This is a genomic window from Dongia sp. (assembly GCF_041918875.1).
Classification (GTDB): Bacteria; Pseudomonadota; Alphaproteobacteria; order Dongiales; family Dongiaceae; genus Dongia.
This window is the reverse complement of sequence record NZ_JAYRUV010000002.1, coordinates 116,323-136,899: the sequence shown is the minus strand read 5'-3', so window position 1 is coordinate 136,899 and position 20,577 is coordinate 116,323. Positions and strand designations below refer to the sequence as shown.

22 protein-coding genes and 1 pseudogene are annotated in these 20,577 nt (G+C 55.8%); 11 read left to right on the top strand and 12 right to left on the bottom strand.

Going from position 1 to position 20,577, the window contains the following annotated elements; genetic code table 11:
* Positions 1–651, bottom strand: coding sequence for a hypothetical protein (locus ACE3TY_RS02485; protein ID WP_374650577.1), 651 nt, complete (start codon positions 649–651; stop codon positions 1–3).
* Between the two features lie 484 nt (positions 652–1,135).
* Positions 1,136–1,705: pseudogene (locus ACE3TY_RS02480) on the bottom strand (IS3 family transposase); the annotation flags it as partial.
* A 1,072-nt stretch (positions 1,706–2,777) separates the two neighbouring features.
* On the opposite strand from ACE3TY_RS02480, the gene ACE3TY_RS02475 reads away from it, so the two are divergent.
* The 9 genes from ACE3TY_RS02475 (at position 2,778) to ACE3TY_RS02435 (ending at position 10,686) form a co-directional block, all read left to right on the top strand.
* Positions 2,778–4,070, top strand: coding sequence for a hypothetical protein (locus tag ACE3TY_RS02475; protein WP_374650575.1), 1,293 nt, complete (start codon positions 2,778–2,780; stop codon positions 4,068–4,070).
* 265 nt (positions 4,071–4,335) lie between these two features.
* Positions 4,336–4,587: a hypothetical protein gene (locus ACE3TY_RS02470; protein ID WP_374650573.1), complete on the top strand. Its 252-nt coding sequence runs from the start codon at positions 4,336–4,338 to the stop codon at positions 4,585–4,587.
* Entirely contained in the window at positions 4,587–6,026 is a 1,440-nt protein-coding gene (gene hxsB / locus ACE3TY_RS02465; protein ID WP_374650571.1) for a His-Xaa-Ser system radical SAM maturase HxsB, read from the top strand. The genes ACE3TY_RS02470 and hxsB overlap by 1 nt, the downstream gene beginning before the upstream one ends.
* Positions 5,995–7,107, top strand: coding sequence for a His-Xaa-Ser system radical SAM maturase HxsC (hxsC, locus tag ACE3TY_RS02460; protein ID WP_374650569.1), 1,113 nt, complete (start codon positions 5,995–5,997; stop codon positions 7,105–7,107). Before hxsB ends, hxsC begins: the two co-directional genes overlap by 32 nt.
* A 10-nt stretch (positions 7,108–7,117) precedes the next feature.
* A complete protein-coding gene (locus tag ACE3TY_RS02455; protein ID WP_374650567.1) occupies positions 7,118–7,693 on the top strand; it encodes a peptidoglycan-binding domain-containing protein in 576 nt (191 codons plus the stop codon).
* Entirely contained in the window at positions 7,690–8,073 is a 384-nt protein-coding gene (locus tag ACE3TY_RS02450; RefSeq protein ID WP_374650565.1) for a TIGR03982 family His-Xaa-Ser system protein, read from the top strand. The genes ACE3TY_RS02455 and ACE3TY_RS02450 overlap by 4 nt, the downstream gene beginning before the upstream one ends.
* The gene (locus ACE3TY_RS02445) at positions 8,030–9,286 is read left to right on the top strand and encodes a His-Xaa-Ser system-associated MauG-like protein (RefSeq protein WP_374650563.1); all 1,257 of its coding nucleotides are present in this window, start codon (positions 8,030–8,032) and stop codon (positions 9,284–9,286) included. The genes ACE3TY_RS02450 and ACE3TY_RS02445 overlap by 44 nt, the downstream gene beginning before the upstream one ends.
* On the top strand, positions 9,283–9,891 hold the full coding sequence (locus ACE3TY_RS02440; RefSeq protein WP_374650561.1) for a methyltransferase domain-containing protein: 609 nt from the start codon (positions 9,283–9,285) through the stop codon (positions 9,889–9,891). The genes ACE3TY_RS02445 and ACE3TY_RS02440 overlap by 4 nt, the downstream gene beginning before the upstream one ends.
* Positions 9,892–10,374: 483 nt before the next feature.
* Complete coding sequence (locus ACE3TY_RS02435) at positions 10,375–10,686, top strand: hypothetical protein (RefSeq protein WP_374650559.1); 312 nt, start codon at positions 10,375–10,377, stop codon at positions 10,684–10,686.
* Positions 10,687–10,706: 20 nt separating this feature from the next.
* On the opposite strand, the gene ACE3TY_RS02430 is transcribed toward ACE3TY_RS02435, so the two are convergent.
* The 7 genes from ACE3TY_RS02430 to ACE3TY_RS02400 form a co-directional block, all read right to left on the bottom strand.
* The gene (locus tag ACE3TY_RS02430; RefSeq protein ID WP_374650557.1) at positions 10,707–11,885 is read right to left on the bottom strand and encodes a hypothetical protein; all 1,179 of its coding nucleotides are present in this window, start codon (positions 11,883–11,885) and stop codon (positions 10,707–10,709) included.
* Positions 11,882–12,430 carry a hypothetical protein gene (locus tag ACE3TY_RS02425; RefSeq protein WP_374650556.1) on the bottom strand — a complete coding sequence of 183 codons (549 nt, stop codon included), beginning with the start codon at positions 12,428–12,430 and terminating at the stop codon, positions 11,882–11,884. Before ACE3TY_RS02425 ends, ACE3TY_RS02430 begins: the two co-directional genes overlap by 4 nt.
* A gap of 29 nt (positions 12,431–12,459) precedes the next feature.
* Positions 12,460–12,897, bottom strand: a complete 438-nt coding sequence (locus ACE3TY_RS02420) for a hypothetical protein (protein ID WP_374650554.1) — start codon at positions 12,895–12,897, stop codon at positions 12,460–12,462.
* Positions 12,897–13,823: a zinc dependent phospholipase C family protein gene (locus ACE3TY_RS02415; RefSeq protein WP_374650552.1), complete on the bottom strand. Its 927-nt coding sequence runs from the start codon at positions 13,821–13,823 to the stop codon at positions 12,897–12,899. Before ACE3TY_RS02415 ends, ACE3TY_RS02420 begins: the two co-directional genes overlap by 1 nt.
* Before the next feature lie 65 nt (positions 13,824–13,888).
* Positions 13,889–14,473 carry an N-acetylmuramoyl-L-alanine amidase gene (locus ACE3TY_RS02410; RefSeq protein WP_374650551.1) on the bottom strand — a complete coding sequence of 195 codons (585 nt, stop codon included), beginning with the start codon at positions 14,471–14,473 and terminating at the stop codon, positions 13,889–13,891.
* 25 nt (positions 14,474–14,498) lie between these two features.
* Positions 14,499–15,812 carry a hypothetical protein gene (locus ACE3TY_RS02405; protein ID WP_374650550.1) on the bottom strand — a complete coding sequence of 438 codons (1,314 nt, stop codon included), beginning with the start codon at positions 15,810–15,812 and terminating at the stop codon, positions 14,499–14,501.
* Between the two features lie 161 nt (positions 15,813–15,973).
* Positions 15,974–17,146 carry an MBL fold metallo-hydrolase gene (locus tag ACE3TY_RS02400; RefSeq protein WP_374650548.1) on the bottom strand — a complete coding sequence of 391 codons (1,173 nt, stop codon included), beginning with the start codon at positions 17,144–17,146 and terminating at the stop codon, positions 15,974–15,976.
* A gap of 760 nt (positions 17,147–17,906) precedes the next feature.
* On the opposite strand from ACE3TY_RS02400, the gene ACE3TY_RS02395 reads away from it, so the two are divergent.
* On the top strand, positions 17,907–18,365 hold the full coding sequence (locus ACE3TY_RS02395; RefSeq protein WP_374650546.1) for a hypothetical protein: 459 nt from the start codon (positions 17,907–17,909) through the stop codon (positions 18,363–18,365).
* 237 nt (positions 18,366–18,602) lie between these two features.
* Here the strand turns inward: ACE3TY_RS02395 and ACE3TY_RS02390 are convergent, their stop codons facing one another.
* Positions 18,603–18,800: a hypothetical protein gene (locus ACE3TY_RS02390; protein WP_374650545.1), complete on the bottom strand. Its 198-nt coding sequence runs from the start codon at positions 18,798–18,800 to the stop codon at positions 18,603–18,605.
* 7 nt (positions 18,801–18,807) lie between these two features.
* Positions 18,808–19,128 carry a DUF433 domain-containing protein gene (locus ACE3TY_RS02385; protein ID WP_374650543.1) on the bottom strand — a complete coding sequence of 107 codons (321 nt, stop codon included), beginning with the start codon at positions 19,126–19,128 and terminating at the stop codon, positions 18,808–18,810.
* Between the two features lie 138 nt (positions 19,129–19,266).
* Between ACE3TY_RS02385 and ACE3TY_RS02380 the strand changes: the two genes are divergently transcribed.
* A complete protein-coding gene (locus ACE3TY_RS02380) occupies positions 19,267–19,998 on the top strand; it encodes an SOS response-associated peptidase (protein ID WP_374650541.1) in 732 nt (243 codons plus the stop codon).
* Positions 19,999–20,044: 46 nt separating this feature from the next.
* Here ACE3TY_RS02380 and ACE3TY_RS02375 read toward each other — a convergent pair whose 3' ends face one another.
* Positions 20,045–20,476, bottom strand: coding sequence for a helix-turn-helix domain-containing protein (locus ACE3TY_RS02375; protein ID WP_374650967.1), 432 nt, complete (start codon positions 20,474–20,476; stop codon positions 20,045–20,047).
* Between the last annotated feature and the right edge of the window lie 101 nt (positions 20,477–20,577).

Below are 20,577 nucleotides of genomic sequence, written 5' to 3'. Positions count from 1 at the left end.
TCAGACGTTCCCAAGCCGAAAGAGGTCAGTCCCTCTCTTCTCCCGAGGCCTACGCCTCCAGAGTTCAAAGTTCCCTGCGTAGACATTCGTGTCATCAATGTCCCTTCGCTGCACGCGTTCGATGCCGATATCGACGACCAGGCGCCCGATAGGCGTTAGGGAGTTGTATACCTCTCGACCTCGCCGATGGCTCGTTACCAGATCATTCTCACGAAGGTCCCTCAGTTGCCTGCAAATGCTCTCCTCTGGTTTGCCCAGCTGCTTTGCGAGGTCCGCATTCCGCAGTGCCTTTACGTGCAGTGCCGCCAATACGTCGGCGTAAGGCTTCCTCCGCGCCATCACTTCGGCCTCTGAATTCGCCGTCTGAGAAGCAGTGTGACCCAGCAAGTCAACCAGCGCCGCCAACCTTCCAGCCACGAAAGCGGGGGAGTTGCGTTGAATTGGATGAGACCTCGATATTGCTCTTAATGCTGCCCTTGCTGCATCAGCGCCCAACTTGAGTTCGGTAGCATTGGCGGAAGGTAAAACACGTGCCGACGCCTCGAATGTTGCGTTCAGTAGACCGTCAACCTTTGCGTCAACTAATTCATTCTTTGCTACTAACAACAGATTCTTCGCGTCATTTAGGTAGCTCCAGATCTCGTTGGACACAGCCTGCCTCCCATCTCTACCCATTCACATATAGGTTTCGATCAACGATCCTGTCAACGCTTAGTCTGTGAATTCGTTGCCGAGAACGCGCGCCCGAGAATTACGCATTCTCCTTATTCGCTGTGATTTCGACCTAATAGACCGGCGGATCCGACCCAAATTGACCGACTTCTCGCAGCCTGCCGCGCAGGAATGAAGCCACCAAGCGCGAAAACCGGCACAGAGAGGCAAAACGCATTACTAAAGGAGATGCTGGCAATCTCCACGTGCCACATTGTCACTCAGTTCTTACTGGTCGAAGGGCTGCAGGCGATAGAGCCCACTGAGAGGAGCTTGACTGACCTGAGCCCCATGGCTCATCCATTCGGCAGGAGAATCCGTTCCGCATTTGACCCCAGTCTGGGTCGTTGGGCAACGGGGTGGAGGGGGCGAAGCCCTCAACCAGCGCAGGCGACCCGGCCAGTTGCTTCTCCGGAGCGCTGATGGCGGCGTAGATGGCTGGTGGAATATTGCCCAGCGTGCTGTGCGGCCGGACCGTGTTGTAGTCGTCCTTCCAGGCCCGCAGGGCCTGCCTGGCTTGAGCGAGCGAGGTGAACAGCACTTCGTTCAGCAGTTCATCCCTGAGGCGCCCGCTGAAGCTCTCGATGAAGGCGTTCTGGGTGGGCTTACCCGGTGCGATGCAATGCCACTCGATCCCCGTCTCCTGCGACCACTTGAGGATCGCCAAGGAGGTCAGCTCCGTGCCGTTGTCGGAAACACAGGTCAAGGGACGCCCGCGCCGGGCCATGACGGCCTCCAGTTCGCGCGTCACCCGTGCCCCGGAAAGCGAGGTGTCGGCCACCAGGGTGAGGCATTCCCGTGTGAAGTCATCGACCACCGTCAGGATTCGGAAGCGGCGCCCATCAGTGAAGGCATCGCTCACGAAATCCAGCGACCAGCGCTGGTTCGGCCCCTGCGGGATCGCCAGCGGCGCCCGTGTCCCCAGGGCGCGCTTGCGACCGCCCCGGCGGCGCACTTGTAGCCGCTCCTCGGCATAGAGCCGCCGCAGGGCTTTGCCGCCATCGCTCGCGCACAATCGAAGAATGCACTTGGCCAGGCATATCTACTGGTCGGCAGAAACAACGTTTTACGAATTGATCCCCCGGAGACGGACGACCCAATTGCGCTCGATCAAGTCAACCGATCTCTCCGGGAACTTCCAACTGTTGCTCGGAGCCAGGCTGAAAGTTCTGGACATCTTGCAGCCACGATGTTTCTAGGTGAACACGCAGTGCCATTCAAAAAGTGTCCGGCCGATTAACTGGCATTTCTAATGCGCGCGTTTGGCCATTGGGTCACTCTTCCTCCAGAAAAAAAGCCTCTGAAAATGTCGGCCTGCAACGGCATGGGCTATGGCAGCGCTGCGCCTATCTCATTCCCAAATTGGAGCCGATATTGCCTGATCATGTCCGGCGTTACGTCTTCGGGATAGCATAGGGGCGCATATCCACCTGCGCGCGACCAAGCGCTTCTCTTGCCACAGCGGCTACCATTCCGGGCTAGATTGTATGGACAGGGGCAGCTGCCGGGATAATTGGCGATTGAGGCAGTAATTAGCCTCTGTGCAATTTCGGCGTCAGAAAGGTTGGCAGCCCGGCCAACAAGCGGTGCCGTGATGCAAAGCAGCACAAATGAGACTGCGAACCAGACCGACCGTAAGGGGGGCATGGCTTGGCTCAGCCTGTATGGCAGGGATTAGCGCAGTAGTAGCAGCCATTTGCAGTCGGATAATAGCGCTTCGCCGCGGCCACCGCAGTGGTGCAAGTCGAATGCTCTCCCAGATCGAGTCGATTGGTGAGATTCGGCAGGTGACCGCAACTCGTCGTATGAACCTCGTGATCACCATTTGGCTGCGGGTTGGTATTGACCAAATACCGTGCCATCGCACTCTCCATGTATTATTTCTGATTGTATTATAGTTTATCACTAATACCAAAAAGCATCAAGCGTGAGTGAGCCAACATCAGTGGAGGGAGTCGCCCTAGGGAGAACTTGATTCCATCTCCCGTGCCGGCACCACAGCAAAACTTGCCAGGAAAACTCTCCTCACGATTATGGGCCCGTAACCGCAATGAACGGAGGCCACCTTGCACACGCTGACCCGCCGCGCCCTTTTTGATCTAGTCTGGGACCGCCCACTCACAAAGATCGCGGCCGAGTTTGGTATTTCCAGCGTCGCCCTTCACAAGATTTGCGACAAGCATCGTGTGCCCATGCCAGGGCGCGGCTACTGGGCCAAGCTCGCCGCTGGTCAAGATGTTGCGCGTGCGATCTTTCGGGAAGTCGCCGACGTGCACCTCAATGAAGTGCGGATCTTCGGTAGTCCAATAGCCCAACTGCCGCCGACTGTGGCGGCGGCTAGGGCGACTGCCCGAGCCCGATTGCGTGAACACCCGCTGGCCAAAGCTCCAGCAGTCGATCAGCCCACTCCATCTTTCGACGCCCAGGTAAATGATGCTCCCGGCGCGGCGCAACCGCTTCACGCCCTGCACCCGGTGGTCGACCGGCTACGCCGAAAACTCGCCGGCCGGCGCGCCGACGCTACCGGCTTGATTTCGTTCACGAAGCCACGTCTCCCCGCCGTCAACATTTCACCGGAGGCCGTTGAACGGGCGGTCAGCCTGCTTGACCTCCTGCTCGCCCGGTCGATCGCCGCCGGCTACAAGGTCATCGACAGCAAGGAAGGATTTATGCTGAGCGTCGATGGTGAAAGGATTTCTCTACGCATCTCGGAGCGCCTGGACCGCGTGCCGCATGTGCTCACAACCAAAGAAGAGGCAGATCTGCGGCGATGGGAAGCTGACAAGCTGGTTCGCCAGAAGAGAGGGACCTATTACAGCGATTGGGACAAGCCGCGAATTCCAGAGACTGACCAGGTTGCAAACGGTCTATTGGTCTTTGGTATCGACCAGGGAGACCATTGGGACGGCCTGCAGCGCAATTTCGGCGACACCAAGCGCCGGCGGCTTGAGGACAGTATGGACAGTGTTCTCGCCGGCATGGCGGCCTGTGCCACTGCGCGAAAAGAAAAGCGCGTTCGAGATGAGGCGCAGAAGCGACAATGGGAAGAAGACGCCTGGAAGCGAAAGGACCAGGAGCGCCGAGTCACCTTGCACAATAAGCGCTGCGAGTTCCTTGATCTCCAGATTGAGCAGCTCGCGCGGGTGAAGCGGTTGCGAGCGTTTGCCAATGACTATCAAGCTGAGTTTGGCGAAATTGTGGAACCCACTGCTTCGCTTGTCCTTTTTGCGACATTGCTAGCGGACCATCTTAGAAATCAGATTTCCCCGGAGGCCTTGGCGCCGATCCTCGAAAAGCATGACCTCATGAACGATGATGCTGAAGTATCGAACTGGGTCAGTTTCAAGGAGAATTACTGAAGGCTCCAAGTAAGCATACTGGGGCTAGTCTTATACTTTGGGCCGGGAGCGCGGCCTCGAATGCTCGTCATTTGAGCTCGCAATTGCCCTTGTTCGCGCAGTCGGTAGGCAACGCGAAGTTTAGTTCGCAAGCAACTGCGACCTGCCCTTGTCCTCCTATCCAAGCAAAGCAAGCTAAAATCGCGCGAGAAAACACTATTTCATTATTACGGGCATGCGAGTATTTTTGTTAGATTAATGCGCGTTTATCAAGGCAACCGGTAATATGGAAAACCAAATCTCGCTGACCATAGATCGGTCATTGGTCCAGTTCGTGGAAACTGCTCTCACACGTCTACGATATCTCTATCCCGACATTACCTGGGAATTCGACCACGATGCGCCACAAGTGGTCGCAGCCGGCGACGTTAATCAGCGAAAGGCAGCTCTTCAGAAAGATCTCAATTACCAGATTTATCGCGAGAAGATCTTGTTGGAGACAGCCGTCATCCGCCGCCGTCTCTATGAGGCGCTTTGATGGCTGATATCGTTACGCCCTTTAGGTTTAAGCCGTTTGGAGAACAGATACTCATCACCAACGAGGTTGGTGACTTCACTTTCACAGACGGTGAATTTATCGAACGCTTTGCGACAGACGCCATGACCGCGACTGATAGGCGGCAAATGGAATCTATATCCGCAATTGTAAGCCCGAATGAGCCGTGGCGCATTACGTCACTCGGTCGGCGCCTGCGAAAGCGTCACCGATCGGCAAATGCCGGCATTCAATATCTCATTGTCATCCCGACACTACGCTGCAATCTCAGCTGTGCCTATTGCCAGGTCTCGCGCGCGCCGCTTACCGCGGAGGGGTTTGATTGGACAGATCAGCAGATCCAGCAGTTCGAAGTCTTTCTGCAAACGTTGCCCGGCCCGCGGTTGAAGGTTGAGTTCCAAGGCGGCGAGCCGTCGTTACGTCCCGATTTGCTGATGAGGCTCATAGAGGTGGTGCGACGGCGCTTCGACAAACCGGAATTCGTCATTTGCACCAACCTCATTGAATTGACGCCCGCGTTCCGCGAAGTCCTGCGTCAGCCGGACGTTACTATCAGCACATCGATCGACGGAGACATCGAAGCGACGACGTCGAACCGAACCGCCTCTGATGAGACGTCTCACCAATTCTTCACAAATCTTCGACATGTGATCGCCACGTATGGCCCGTCGAAGGTCTCCGCGCTCCCAACGATCACAGAAGCGACAATCGACAAGCCAGCTGCCACGGTCGATCTCTACGCCAATTTGGGCTTCCATGGTGTGTTCTTGCGCCCGGTCAATTATATGGGCTTCGCGCGAAAGCAACACGCTGCTCTCAGCCACGACATCGCGAAGTGGAACAAGTTCTACTTTTTGGCCCTCGACCATATCAAGGAAGTAAACCGCACGCGCTATTTCGAGGAATTCTACCTGGCTTTGCAGCTGCGATCGATATTTGCCGGCCTGGGCACCGGATTTGTCGACTATCGCTCACCAAGTCGCTTCGGCCTCGACTATTGCGTGATCGATTTCGACGGTCAAATCTACCCGACCGATGAAGCTCGCATGCTCAGTCGCGTTCGACATGTAGATCTTGCGATCGGGTCGCTATCGACTGGCCTGGCGCGCAAGCGCGCCGATGAACTCAACGCCGGCGCAATGCACCAGGGGAACCCCGACTGTGTTCATTGCGCCTACCTCCCCTATTGCGGAATCGACGTGATCGACGACCTCTCCCGGTATGGGCGCGTAGATCTCCCGAAAGACGATACCTGGTTCTGTCGGAAACAGATCTCGCTGTTCGACTTCATCTTCGAGAAAATTGCCGAGCGCGACAAAGACTATCTCGACCTGTTCCTCAAATGGATTTATCGGCGCGAAGACCCGCCCCTCACCTATGAGCTATTTTATGATTCGACTGCATTTCAAAGCGACATTTGACGGGAGTGGAAATCCATTCATCGTCAAGGCTCGCGAAGCCGTCGATGAAAGAGATAGTCCCCGATCGCGGCACGACGCCATCATCCGGCGGGCAACGGCACACGCAAACGCGACAGAACTGATATCCGAGTTCGGCATGTTCTCTATCGATGTAGATGATGAAGACTCAATCGATGGCGACGTGCTTTTGTGCTCTCCGACAGGCCAGAGCGTTCATCGCCTGTTTCGGCGCCGCAGCTCTCAGAATTCGCTACTGCTGACCGAGCGTTGCGACCAGCTGTGCGTCATGTGCAGTCAGCCGCCAAAGAAAAGCGACGACGAATGGCGGTTTCAGGTATATAGGACGGCATTGGAGCTGACGGATCCCGGCGCCAGAATTGGAATCACCGGAGGCGAGCCCACCCTATACAAACGCGACCTCCTCAATATGCTCACCGATGTGAGCAAGAGCCGGCCGGATATTTCCTATCACATCCTCTCTAACGCACAGCACTTCACGCCAGCGGACCAACAGAGCCTCAAGGAGTTCCATTCCTCAGTGTCAGTCACGTGGGGCATTCCTCTCTATTCCGCGCAACCCAGCATACACGACGAGATTGTCGGCAAGCGCGGGGCCTTCCAACAGCTGATGAACAATCTGATGCTCCTGGGAAGCACAGGGGCGCAAATTGAGCTCCGCACCGTCTTCACATCCATTAACGCTCTAGATCTGCCTCATTTAGCGAGCTTCATCAGCAAGCATCTACCCTTCGTGAGCCTTTGGGCAATTATGGGAATGGAATCAATTGGCTACGCAATTGCACATTGGGATCGTCTCTTCTTTGACCACAGTGTTTTCCCGCAACCAATCATTTCCGCGCTCGAAATTGCCCGACTTCACAGCCTACCGTGCAAGTTGTATAATTTCCCCCGCTGCACGATTCCCGCGCACTATAGGGAAGCGTGCACCCAGTCCATTTCGGATTGGAAACGTAAGTTTTTAGAAGACTGCAGTGGCTGCGCAGAGCGCGAGAAATGCTGCGGCTTCTTTGAGTGGTATGCCCCAAAATACGCCTGGGCCGGCGTGAAGAAAGTTAACTGAGGAGGCGGCGGTGTCTAAGAAGGGGAAATATCTCATCGGCTCCCTTGTCACCGCAGGTCTCTTGCCGTTCGGTGTGCAGGCCGATGGCGGTGGCAGCGATGTTCCGAAGGAAGAAAAGAACTCATTCTTCGACGATGCGCTCAAGCTCATTCAGAATATTGATGAATCGCATGAGTTCATCCTCGTCGGCCATAGCAGTCACTCCAGCCATGCGAGCCATCAATCGCATTGGAGCCACCGCTCATACTTCCGGCCACCCGATATGGAGCCTGGCGATGCCACGGCATTTCTGCAGCTTGACGAACGCAATATGCGCAGCACGCCGCCAACGTCGGTGCTCCCGAGCAGCCCCGCACTCACAAAGAAACTCAAGGTCCTCCCAGGCAATAGTGCGAAGTTCCAAGATATTGTGACGCGCGTTCAATTGGCGCTGATGTCAAAGGGCTTTCATCCAGGCGACATCACTGGCCAAGTCGACGCGGTGACGGTCGCAGCGCTCTTCAAGTATCAATCCGCCAATGGTGAGATTCCCTCAGGCAAAGTGACAAATCAGACGCTTTCTTCGCTCGGCATCGTCGCTCAATGAAACGGGCGCTGATCACGCTCAATGTGATCGCGGCCGTTGTGGTGATTGCATTCGGCTTCAAGTCGCTCGCTCTACCATCGATCGCAGCGGCTTACTGGGGCGAAGATTACAAGCGTCTCATGTTTAAGTGCGATCAGGTCATGCGGGAGCACTTCATCGCCAAGAAGGAAGTCGAGTTCGCGCCTAGCGAGGTATCGATAAAAGCCCTTGAGGCAGCGGAGATGGGGCTGCTGGACTGCCACGAATACGACAAGCTTCGGAAAGAGATGACCGATCTCGGCGTATCAGACAGCAAGCTCTCATCCATAGGCCTGAGCGCACTGGAAGAGAAGAAGTATGAGCTTCGCAAGTTCGTCGAGATTCACGAAATTCGCTATTAGCGCGCTCGTCTTAGGCTTCAGCATTTCTGCAGCCGCGGCGCTGCCTTTCGAGGATATCATTCGGAAGGCCGCGATAGATTCCGGCCTTACTCGACCCGAGGCGACTTACGCCGACGTAGATATGGCGCTCTTCGAGCCAGGCAAGACACTCTTCAAATCTCGCTCCTTAAGTCTCAACGGCGATATTTCGTGCCAGCAGTGCCATCTGGACCAATTTGGGTCCGCAGACGGCATCCCAAACGCTGTAGCCGTCGGCGGCGACGGAAAGGGTGCCGCTCGCGTCATGGGTGCCGGCGGGATCTTGCCGAGAAATACACTCCCCTTCTGGGGACGTGGCGGAAAAGGTTTCGACACCTTCTTCTGGGACGGAAAAGTCGATTTCCTCGCTGGCGCCAAGATCAGCCAATTCGGCGACGCGCCACCGTCCAACGATCCCATGATTGTGGCCGACCACCTCCCTGTGGTCGAAATTCGCGAGATGCTCTCAGAGACAGGCGTTGTCAAAGACAACAAGTCTGAGGCGGTGGCAGCAGCCGAAACTCTCTATCGAGAGCTTGCGAGAAAACTACATCGCGACGAAGCCGCCGCGACGGAGCAAATCGCGACGGCGTTCGGCATCGGGCCGGACCAGGTTGAATACATCCACTACGCCACTGCACTGACGACATTCATCAGAACCAACTTTCGTCTGAAGGAAACTAAGTTCCATCGGTTCGTCTTCGACGGCGCTGAGCTCAGCACCGATGAGCTCGACGGCGCTCGACTGTTCTATGGCAAAGGTAAATGCTCAACCTGTCATAGCGGAACCTACTTTACTGACTTCCGCTTCCACGCCGTGCCATTTCCTCAAATCGGGTTTGGCAAGAATGGGTTTGGCGTCGACTACGGCCGCTTCAACGTCACCCAAGACCCCGAAGATCTATACAAGTTTAGAACGCCACCTCTTTGGAATGTCTTAAAGACCTCGCCATATGGACACAGTGGGTCAGTAGCCACCGTGGAAGAAGCTATACGAGTTCATTTCGATCCGCTGAGCTCTGTCGACCCGAAGGAAATGAGCGCCCTTGATCGGCACGAATTCTTTAAGCGGCTTGAGACCGCGGCGGGAGAGCGTCTGCTAATGGGATATCTGGACGATAGAGAGATTTCGGAGCTTGCCTCATTCCTTAAGACGCTGGAGTTTGACGGCGATCCGGCGGGGGATCCCGAATGACGCTGGTAAAGGTGCCAGCCGCCCGAGATCAAGTTATGGCCCTTAAACGAAAGAGTGCTCCGCGGCCGCGCTGGGCGCCCCCCTCCCGCTTCGTCACTTCGTGCCTCGCCCAGACCGGTAACGATCGAAGCGGTGTCGCAGCAGACTTTGGGTCCGGTTACGGGAGGAATACGCTCGCTGCCGCCATGCAGGGTTGGAATATCATCGCTTTTGATCTGGACCGCAATGCTTTAACGAGCCTCATGACACACTACGGAATGCACAGAGCTGAGCTTGGTGGACAGATTACAGCAGTTTGCGCAGACCTCTCACAGCGCTCACCTATTCGCCCAGCGACTTTCGCACTTGTCATGCTTATAGAGTATTCGATTGAGATCGACGTCCGCGCGGTTATCTCGGCTGTTCGCACAGACGGATACTTGATCCTGGAGACGTTTCAAGATCGCGGAGAGAACTGGCGCGGATTGCCGAGCCCCGGAGCATTACACACCCTCCTCGGCAACGAGTTTGATCTGTTAAGATACAGTGAGACACCTTGTCGTCAGGCTGAAAGCGCGAGGTGCACAACTAAAGTTTTTGCGCGCAGGCATTCGCATTCGCTTTAAGCGCCGCTTTCGAGTCAATTAGCTTGGTAAATACTCGCTGCTCCAACTCTCGCTTATCCCGCCCGAGACTATTAATAGACGGATTTCCACCTCTTCAGAGCGACTGACCTGAACCCCATGGCTCACCCATTCGGAAGTAGAATCCGTTCCTTTGTTTCCACCCGTTAGGCAAGCGACAGCCTTCCTTCTAAATCGCAATCCTCAACTTCACAATCCGCGCATTCACCCGCCTCGCAACGGATCTGCTCCAGCTGCCAACGCGCTCGGCCTAACCCTGGCACCGGCAACGGCTGCGATGGAATCGTTGTGACCCGCCAACGCGTGACGGCGGCGGTCAGCTAGAGCCTGATGGGAGGCACGACAAATATCCGCAACACCGCAAGCGCACCTTGGAATCGATGGTAAGCCTTAGAGCATCGCTGTGTCGCGCCTTTCACGAGCGTTTCCGAGAGCGACGATACCGCCGGCGGCCGCCTGGCACCCGTGTGGTTCACACTCGACGAGAGGAGGCCCCTCGCCTTATCCGCCGGTCTCTGGACCAACTTCACGCATGTCTGCAATGCCCGGGAAGGCACGGTCTCTGCCGACGTCTACGGCTTTTTGACGATCAATCCGAACACTGAGGTCTTCGCAGTCAACCGGAAAGCAATGCCGGTCATCTTGCGCACGAAAGAGGAAATTGAGATCTGGATGACCACACCTATCGAAGATGCACTCAAGCTGCAGCGGCCCCTCCCGGACGGAAGCCCCAAGATCGTCGCCAGGGGTTCAGAACTCGACGGCGTGCCCGAATGATCCCTTCGACCCCATAGAGATCATGAAGGCTTATTGCCCTCACTCTTCCTGGGTTTAACCGCGCCAATTGCGCCATCAACAATTGAGAACAGGAACTCCACCGAGTATCCCACCAAGAATCCCGATGTGAATTGAAGCGTGATACTCTTGGACGACATTGTGTCCGCAAGCAGATCAGCCGTCAAATCGGCGAAAGACTGCCCCGGCATCGGAATATCGCTTCCAACGACCAGTAAGCCAACGACTATCCCGCAAAGCGGTGAGAGGATCATTCGCACACGGTATTGAATCTGCGATGCCTCCGTAAAAGTATCTTCAGCGATTTCGCGCGCTATCCCTCGAAGGGAAAAAACGCATGAGCCCAACAATGCAGCTAGTGCAGGCACGAAGAATCCTAGTTGGACAATCAATGCAATTTTCACAGCCAGGAGCACACTGATCTGAGTAGCAAATTTGTTAGCTCCGTAGTCCTTTGCCGGCTCCTGGGAAAGGCCGAACCAGCCTCCAACGTCGATTTGCCCGTCCGGACCACCAAGCCGATCCAGAGCGACCATGTAAGTTGAGGCCGCCTGCTCTGCTGCGACAGATAACCTACCATCCTCCAGTCTCAGTTCGCTCAGCTTGCGCTCCATAACGTCTGCCGCCTCGTCCGAGGGTGCAGGCGTCGCATCAAGCTTTTTGTTAAGATCCTCTATCTCTTGAGATTTGGCTTTCCGCTCGATCGATACTTGCTGGTTCTTTGCGACGCTTTGGTTTAGCAAGGAAAAGTATGCGATCTGGCTGTTTGTCGCCTGGATAACTCCAACAACAGCCGCAAGGACGATCAATGCCAACACCGAATAAGTATAGACGACGCGGAACGCGAGCGCCGGTATCGCCGCGCCGAACGAAAACCAATACATGGTAAGATACGCTGCCAATCGCTGCCAACTATGGCCCTCCTGAACGGTGGAATAATCCGTGGCACGCAAGCCATCTATGGTTATGGGTTTGAACTTGTTTGCGATATTGGCTTCCGCCCCAAACGCAGCTGATTGGGTATCGATCGCAATATCCGTTTTCCCAGCGAGAACTTCAGTCCGAAGTGTTAGGATTGCTTTTCGATCGGCCTCGTCAATCTGTATCCCGCGCCGCTGTGCCTGCTGCAAAAGCATCATCGAATCATCGGCCAACTTAGAAAGCTCACGATCGGCACTCATGGCTGCACATCCGATGCATCGAAGGTTACCTCACAACCAGCAGAATGGCCGGGACACGGCAAAGGTGCGCCGCGTTCATCGACAATCTTGATCGTATACCGGCATGAGACCAGAAACTCGCGCTCGCTGACGGTCCTCCAATCAAAGTAGCCCGTATCGTCTACCTCCGGCTGGAGGTCGGCGGCAATAAGCTGCCATGCCTTTCTCCCATTGACCGCGAGCTTCTTTTCTCCTTCCACCGTTGTCGACGAGGTATCGCCCAGTATTCCACAGTCTTGTGTCCAAAGATGGAAGAGCTCAAAGCGCCCTTTGCGTAGCCGATCCAATCCGGCCTGGTTTCCAGCAAGCTTCGTCCAAAGACCTATGGGCACTCGCGCTGCGACCGGACTTACCTCTCCCGGCAATGGATCTGGGGATTGCACCGCCACAGGGTTCCTCGTGATAGCAAATGCAGCAATGTAAAGCGGGTCCTCAGCCAAGCCAACCGCTGGAATGCCGACCATTGCCCCAATCGCAGTGACAGCGGCGATTAAACTGGGTCTCATGTCTAGACTCTCCTCTCGTCCTTTGCTGTCTACTTGGCAGCACACGCTGTGTTCGGATCTAGCACAAACGCGCATACAGGTGGTGTGACCCTCCCCCTGCTAAAAAACTCCTCATCAAGCTCGGCAGGCGTGCATCCCGCGTCCTCTGCAATGGCCCTCGTAGAGGTTTTGTCACACATGAGCACTGAGCTGAATTGGCCCACGTAACGGGCTTTGAGCGTGAAATCCTTCAAGGCGTTCAGCGAACGTGTGTTGTTACCAACTGCTTCTTTCAGGAGATCCATGTCCTCGGCGCCTGGCGTCGGCTGACCAAACTCGACGAGCCCATCTAGCGCGCCGGCAAGATATCCAAGATCGACGGCGGCATCGGCCAATGCTTCGGCACTGTCACCATTGGCAATCGAGCAACTCCCACACAGCATGATGATCGGAATGAGACACCGCCGTAAGACTCCAACAGATGCCATTACATTCCCTCCCAGAAAATGAGCTTTCCGTCACTTAGGCGTCGACCCGTATCGAGATTGCCGTCAGGGATGCCGGCTAGTATCTCCTCAACTTCACCCTCGGTCTTTGCATTGAGTGCCACGCCCACCTGCGACCAAAGCTGCAAGATCGAACTGACGGCTCGCTCAAAGACGAGCTTATAATCCATCGCGCCCTCCGGCGTCGGCACACCAATGAGGAACTTCTTGTCCAGCGCATCGGCTGCTGGATATGCGAGACCCCCGCCGGCGAGAAGGTGTCGTGTAAAAGAAAACAGTGATCCGACGTCATCGACTGCATCGATTATCCTCCGGAAGCCCCTATTCCAGGACCCAATTTCTGGGGCATTTTGAGCGAACTCTTTCGGAAATGTCTTATGTAGCGCGTCGCCCCACATTGCCGACAGACTCGCCAACATTGCCCCTTCCTCACTTGAGCAATGCCCGATGGCGACGCGGAAGTAATCCGCTAGACCCACGTCGCCGATACCCCTACGTGCCCACACAAACGCGTCCTGATGCATCTCGCAGGTTCGGTGCTCATTTTTATGCTCGGCGTATGTCCCCACTATCCGCTCTACCACAGGATGGATTGTGAGATCGGTCGCCACGTGGGCCGTATAACCAAGCGCCCAAGCGCAACAATGCTGCCCGTCGTTGGCGTCGAGATTTACTCGGATGTGCCTTACGAGATTCCTGATAACTTCGCCCGTCAGTCGATAGTGCATCAGATCGGCCCATTCAGACTGGCCCCCTAGATATGGATAGTCAGGAGCAACGGACCCCACCTCCACGAGAGGCTGTAATTGCCGTAGCAGGCGCTTCTGATCTTGAGTGAAACCCCGAACATCCCGCAGGCGACCTAGCGCCTCCGCGGCCGCGGTAATGTGCGCAAATCCACCAGCCATTCCATCCCCTTCGTCTCAAGCACGCACGGCCCGAAATGGCCGCTTCGTGGCACAGTGATGCACCATCAATTCAGGTAGCTTCGAATTCCGCCAGCAATCGCCGTCGCGATAGATTCAAGATACGCAGGATTTTTCAAACGTGCTTCCTCAGTCGCTACGTCCATGAAGCTAATCTCGGTCAGGCAGCATCCAGTCCTTGATGGATGCTTCACTCGCTTCAGAACGCTCAAGGGCTGAACCTTGACCCCATTCGGCTCATCAGCATTGCGATCGGCCAGTCCGGTCGCCGCGACCAGCGAGGCTTGAACCCTCCGACATAAGTTGGCCGAGTTGGCGGTATGGTCAGGATCACATATCGTCTCCGTGCCCTGTGCCTGATGATTGAAGCCATTGAAGTGGATCGAAACGAAGACATCGGCATCGTTGTCCATCGAGACCCTGGCACGGGCCGACAGACCTACATTCACATCTTTCGTGCGCGTCAGAACGACCGCATGGCCATTGGCCCCAAGAATATCCGCCACCCGCCGCCCAACCTGGAGTGTGACGTCCTTCTCCAACAATCCGGTGGGGCCAGTCGCATTGTTTGGGCTCGAACCGCCGACCTCTTGTGTCCCTCCATGTCCCGGATCAATTACGATCGTCGCCATTTGATTTCCCCCTCAATTGCACTCGCTAGGCAGTCTTTCGCCTCATTAGCGACAGCAGCAGAAACTCCGCGATAACCGACACAATCACGTTTGTTGTCTCCCAGCCCGCCGGTGGAGACTGCAGCAACGAATCCGCCAAGAACGCCGCACGAATATCAATTCTCGCCGGATCCAGTCCGGCCGATGTGAGCATCGCCTGCGCCATCTTTGCGTAGCCCACGCCCGTCGGGTGCATGTTGTCGAGACCGCAAATACCGCCCTGCCGCTTGTTCGTCGGTCCTCCCGTAGCAAACGGCAGGTTCCGCATGCGCCATGGTGCCCCGACATCCAGCGCACGAGAGTCACCCCAGTGCTTCGCGTCATACCGGTCGATTTCTGCATACATGTCCACTTTGTGCGCTCGTAACTTCGATCCAGCAATGGCGCCGACCAACGCGTCAAAGGCAGCGTCGTTGGCTGCCGATATCATTCGGTCGTAGGCGTTGACTACCTCGGTCTTTAGGGGACTTTTCAATACGACTTTCGTGGAGTAGCGCTCAAAATAGGCGCCAGGCGGAGTTGGTCCCCGGAGCATCTCATCATCGCGCCGCGGAGCCAGGTTAGGAACGCAACGAGGTCGGACGAGTGTGTTGAAATGGATGTCACACTCCCGATCTCCCATGCCACTCCTGAGTGCCACCCCCAGCTCACGGGCGCCATCGACGAGCACCTTGAAGACCACACTAGTCTTCGGATCGAGGTCTGACTTCTTGTGCTTTCCCATCAAACCAAAATTGAAGAGGCCTTCGTTTGACCCAACATTGACGAGCAGCCGCTTCGGTCGACGCGCGATGACCTGGGCGACCTGTGACATGTCGGATATCTGCTTTCCTAGACCGCCGCGTGAGGGATCGAGGACGAAGGCATCATTGAGACCAAACCACAAGTTAAGTAGGTCGCCAAAATCGAGCGACTTACTCGTCTCAATCTTCGCGAAAGCCTCCTTGGCGATTTCCAGTGCTTTCGCACCCGTTTGGAGGTGCATGCTTTCATAGGTGGCACCCGCGCACGCGATATTGTCGTGAAATGCCGGACGCCCCGTGAGATCCCCATCGCTCAGCCAGAGCCTGGCGTTTGGAACCACGATCGCTTTTAGGGTCTTGAAGTCCTTGATAAGCTCGGGCAACGACTTTCTGGCTTCAGCCTCAACGTCAAGCAGCACTGGCCTTGGGTAAATCGGCCGCCGGAAAGTTCCTATGCCCGCTGCGCGTGCGAACAGAACGACCGGAGAATGAGCGGCCAGCTCGTCGCTGATCATCGCCGACCGGACGCCGTTGAACATGGAATCGCCGATTGCCATGAGCTCGGCTCTCTCAACGCCTGAGACGACATAGTGGATTAGAGGCGCTGGGGGGCTTTTAATTGCGCCCTTTGCAGCACCAATAGGCTTCGTGGGCTTCTTTGGTAGCTTTGGCATCTTCACTACCCCATATCAGACCTCTTGCGCGCCGTTCGGCCGCGCTATTCTTCAAAGAACGCCGTCGAAAGACTGGTCGTCTTACCGTCCGTTATCACTGTGATGTTGCCACTTACTGCCGTGGAGTAGATGGCCTCTGCATACGTTTCGATCTCTTCACTCTGGTATTTCCGTGACTTGCCCGTGAAGTAGCGCATGGCATGAGGGGCGGCGGCTTGGGTGAATGGCTCGAGGCGCTGAACGACCTCCTTACGAGGATGGCCGTATTTGCTGTCGTAGCCAGAACTAACCACAGCGTATTTCGGCTCAAGCGCTTGAGCCCAGGCTGTTCCGGTCGATGTAGCTAGGCTGCCGTGGTGGCCGATCTTGAGCAGATCCACGCGCAGCCAATCCTTCGAGTAGCGCTCCAGGATCACTTTCTCGGTGTCCGTCGTGGCGTCTCCGGTCAATATCGCTTCGAAGTCACCGAACCGCACCATGAGGACGATGCTCATGGCATTCTTGGGAGATTTCTTCGCTTTTACGGCTGCAGCCAGGACCCAGACCTTCGCAGCGCCGCAATCCAGTTTTGCGCTCGGCGTCGCCTCCTTATCGAACGTTTCCGGACTGAGGACCTCCGTTTTCGAAGCATGGTCCTGGAGCCACGACTGGAAGTCAGCCCGATAATCCTCCATGTCGCCAACGCGCAAGATAGCGCCAACGGGAACGTCATGGAGAACTGAGGGAATGAGATTGTAGTGATCCTCATCAGCATGAGTGATCACAAGGTCATCAATGGATCTCTGGTGCTCGTCGACTCTCTTCAGGACAAAATCACGGATTGCGTCTTCCTCCGGATCCGAGGTCGATCCAGCGTCAACTAAGATATGGCGACCATTGGGACATGATATGAGAGAAGAATCCCCCTGCCCAACGTCGATGAAGTCAATCTGAAGCTCACCAGTTCCGACCACAGTCGCCGCTGCGCCGACACGTCTGGCCCAGGCTTTACTCACGTAGCCCTTGGTGCCATCGGTTAGCTGGATGAAGTATCGGTTAGGTTCATCCCCGAGATATTGAGCACTCTCTCCTGGTCGGAGAGTGCCGACCTGCCGACCGTCGGCTTCGGGTGTTTCACGGACTACGAGATAGTTGACGACACGTTCGGAGGGCTGAACGGAATCGGAATAGGCAGCAGTAGACAAGATCGACATCCAAATCGCCGCAAGCACGCTCATGCGCGCTCCGCGAAGCCAGAAGACTGACAAGCGTCCGCCATAGGCCATCATTATCCTCCGAATGAATGCTCTCACCTCGGTCATGCGGAAGCCCTTCGGCCTCGGATGTCAGTTGTTGGAATGAACCGATCGGGCACGCGCTCATCGAACTTGCCCCTGATCGCCTCCCTTTTCTTGCGCAAGGAGGTAGATCAGCCCCTTTCGGTTGCAGATGCAGACTGACACATCCAATGATAGAGTCAACTAGCAAGACCTAGGGGGCCAGCTCTAATCGCATAAGTGTTAATGAGACAGCAAGGCTGCTGCTAGGACTGTGGGCCGGCTCGCCGAGCGATGAAGAAGCTCCATCCGACTTGGGCGATCAGAAGTAAATTCTCAGCGTGACCGCGGCCATAGGCATCTCCGATACGGGAGGCGTGTCCTGATGCTTAAGATATCAATCGAAGTATTGCCGCAAAGCGACGCCGCCAATGCTAGGACAATCGGAGAAGCAAGTATCCACTTCGCAGACAAAACGTCGGCATCTACCGCGAGCTATAAGGCGCAGTTCTCAGAGGATCCCTGGATGGATGCCATGCTTGGACCTTATCGATCGTCTATGCGAGATTGGCCATGGAAGGAACGCGGCGCATGCGAGCTGGTCCATGAAATGCTGGGCAAGGCCTTATCGCCGGATGCTGGCGCCCGCTCGGTCGAATAATTTACGCAATTCATGTGTGGCGCCGACCGATCCGTGTGACAGGCTTAGATGAGTTTAATCTTGGAAGCACCACATTGGATGCTCGCAAAACTGCGCCCGTTAGAAGACCTGCCAACATGGGAAGCCGCGGATATGCGCCGGCGGTGGAACGTGTTCGCTCGTGCCCTGCAAAAGAAAAAGTTCATCGCCATCGTCGACAAAGGTCGGATCGTCACTGTCGCTATTGAACCGAAGACATATCACCGGCTTCAGAAAGCCGCTATCGCCAGCGAACAACGACGACATTACACGCAGCTTCTCACCGTCCTGCAGATAACCAGAGAGAAACTCGCCAAAGTCATAAGCGTTCGTCCGGGCGAGAACGAAAACATCGAACGCTGGACTGATATCTATCTCGGCACGCTGCGGACCTATTTGTGGAACATCGGCGGTGAACTGAATATCGAGATTCGGCTCGGAGACAACAGTGTCAGTGTCGATAGCTTTGAGGATATCCTACCCGTCGAAGAGAAGGCTTGAAGACAACGTCACCCGGCACGGAATCGTCAACCCTAAGTGTTCACGTCAGGGCTGAATCCTCCCCTCAAGTGCTAGTCCGCCAAGACGTATCAATAAAGCGTCGGCACGTCGCTCAGATTCTTCTGCCGATGCATCGCCAGCCGCTTCGGCCTCGGCGATAGCGTCGTCCTACGATCAGATGATAGGCTGGCGAAGCGTCGACCGATTGTCGTCAGAGTTGGATAATATTGAAATGCCTCACCAAAGCTTGCGAGCTTTGGGCATGGGGGCTTCAATACCGTCGATCCACTTTTCCACCCAGGCGGTTACTTCATCCATTGGAATACCTATACCGGCGTTACAATCCGCTTCTGCCTGTAAGTCCATCTGGGCGTTCTCTTCTTTAGATAGCTCTGGCCACAACCATAGGACCGTTGGTTCATTCCTATTGCTCATCAGGCGCTCATTGAGGCGTTGTCTGACGCCGGCGAGATACAAATGCAGCGCCCATAGGTGCTTGGCTACGCCAAGTAGGAGCCGTCGGGCTGACGCGGCGGTGCGTGGCCGCATAAACTTCGGCAAATTCGATCAGTTCAGCGTTTAGGGATGGATACTCTGCCAGCATCGCTCCTATCGACATGCCAGACCTTCTCATATCCGCCACCATAAAGACCGGCATGCGTGTTCCCCTGAGAACTGGCAGGCCATCCAGGATCTCCGGATCTTCAATCACAGCGGCTTCCGCCGATCCGGGATGCGTTACCTCGCTGTTATTAGGCATCATTCACATCCAGATATGGCCGATCAGGTGTCGTTGCCAGTCAAGCGCTGGTCTGGCCATCAGATTGATCCGGGATTGCTATCCACCCAATACGTTTAATACCTTAGGCCGATGTTTGGCTGACACGATGGGCTCACCACAATGTGCAACCTCTACAGTGTGACCAAAGGCCAGAAGGCGATCATGGAGGCTGTCGACGCTATGGTCGATAGCACCGGCAATCTGCCGCCGATGCCCGGCGTCTTCCCCGACTACAGCGCGCCAATCGTCCGCAACACAGCCAAAGGCCGCGAACTCTGCCTGGCGAGATGGGGCATGCCTTCTTCGCAAAAGGCCCAACTTGAAGCTGCACAGAAGCGGGCCGATAAGCTTCGAGCCAAAGGGAAAGATTTCGATTTTCAAGAGCTACTCAAGATGGAGCCCGACAGCGGAACGACAAACATCCGCAATACAAAAAGCCAGCATTGGAAGCGTTGGCTTGGACTAGAGGACCGCTGCGTCGTGCCATTCACCAGCTTTTCCGAGAACGAAGACGCACCTGGCGGCGGAAGGCAGCCAGTCTGGTTCGCCACCGACGAAACCCGTCCATTGACATTCTTCGCCGGCATCTGGACGAACTGGACCTCAGTGCGAAAAGTTCGCGAAGGTCTAGTCACGACTGATCTCTACGGCTTCCTGACAACAAATCCAAACGCCGAGGTCGAGGCAATTCATCCAAAGGCGATGCCCGTCATCCTGCGGACAAACGAAGAGATCGAGACATGGATGACTGCACCGGTGGAGGAAGCTCTTTCCTTGCAAAGACCATTACCCGATGGCAGCCTGCGAGTTGTCGCGCGTGGGAAGAAAGCGGATGGTGCAGACGCTTCCTAACTCACCGACTGCAAGCGAGTAACAGTATAGACGGCGAGGTTCCGGATCAGTCGTCGAAACCGACAGTTTTCGCAAGCGCCTTTACGAGTTCCGCTAGACGCTTTCTCGCGCCTTGATCTGGGATCTTGTAATAGGCGCGGGTCAACTCAAGAGTTTCGCGCCTCATCATCGGATTCAAATCGTATTCGACCGGTTCCGGCGCCGACACGCCGATCAAATTTGCCGGTGACTTCTTTTGAACATCGCCCGGCATGTCCTCGAAGAAGTAGACGATGGGCACGTCGAGGACTTGGCTGAGGTCGAAGAGCCTGCTGCTGCCAACGCGATTGGCGCCACGCTCATACTTCTGAACCTGCTGGAACGTCAGACCGATCGCCTCACCCAACTTCTCTTGGCTCATTCCGAGAAGCGTGCGCCGCTGCCGGATACGTTGCCCGACATGGACGTCAATTGGATTGGGAAAACCCTTGCTGGCCATCCGACCGGATGACTTCCTTGCCTTCTTGGCCACCACTTTCTTCGCCACGCGCCTCTCCATCGTCATTCGCCGCCGAAAAATGGTCCTAATCGCTCGCAATA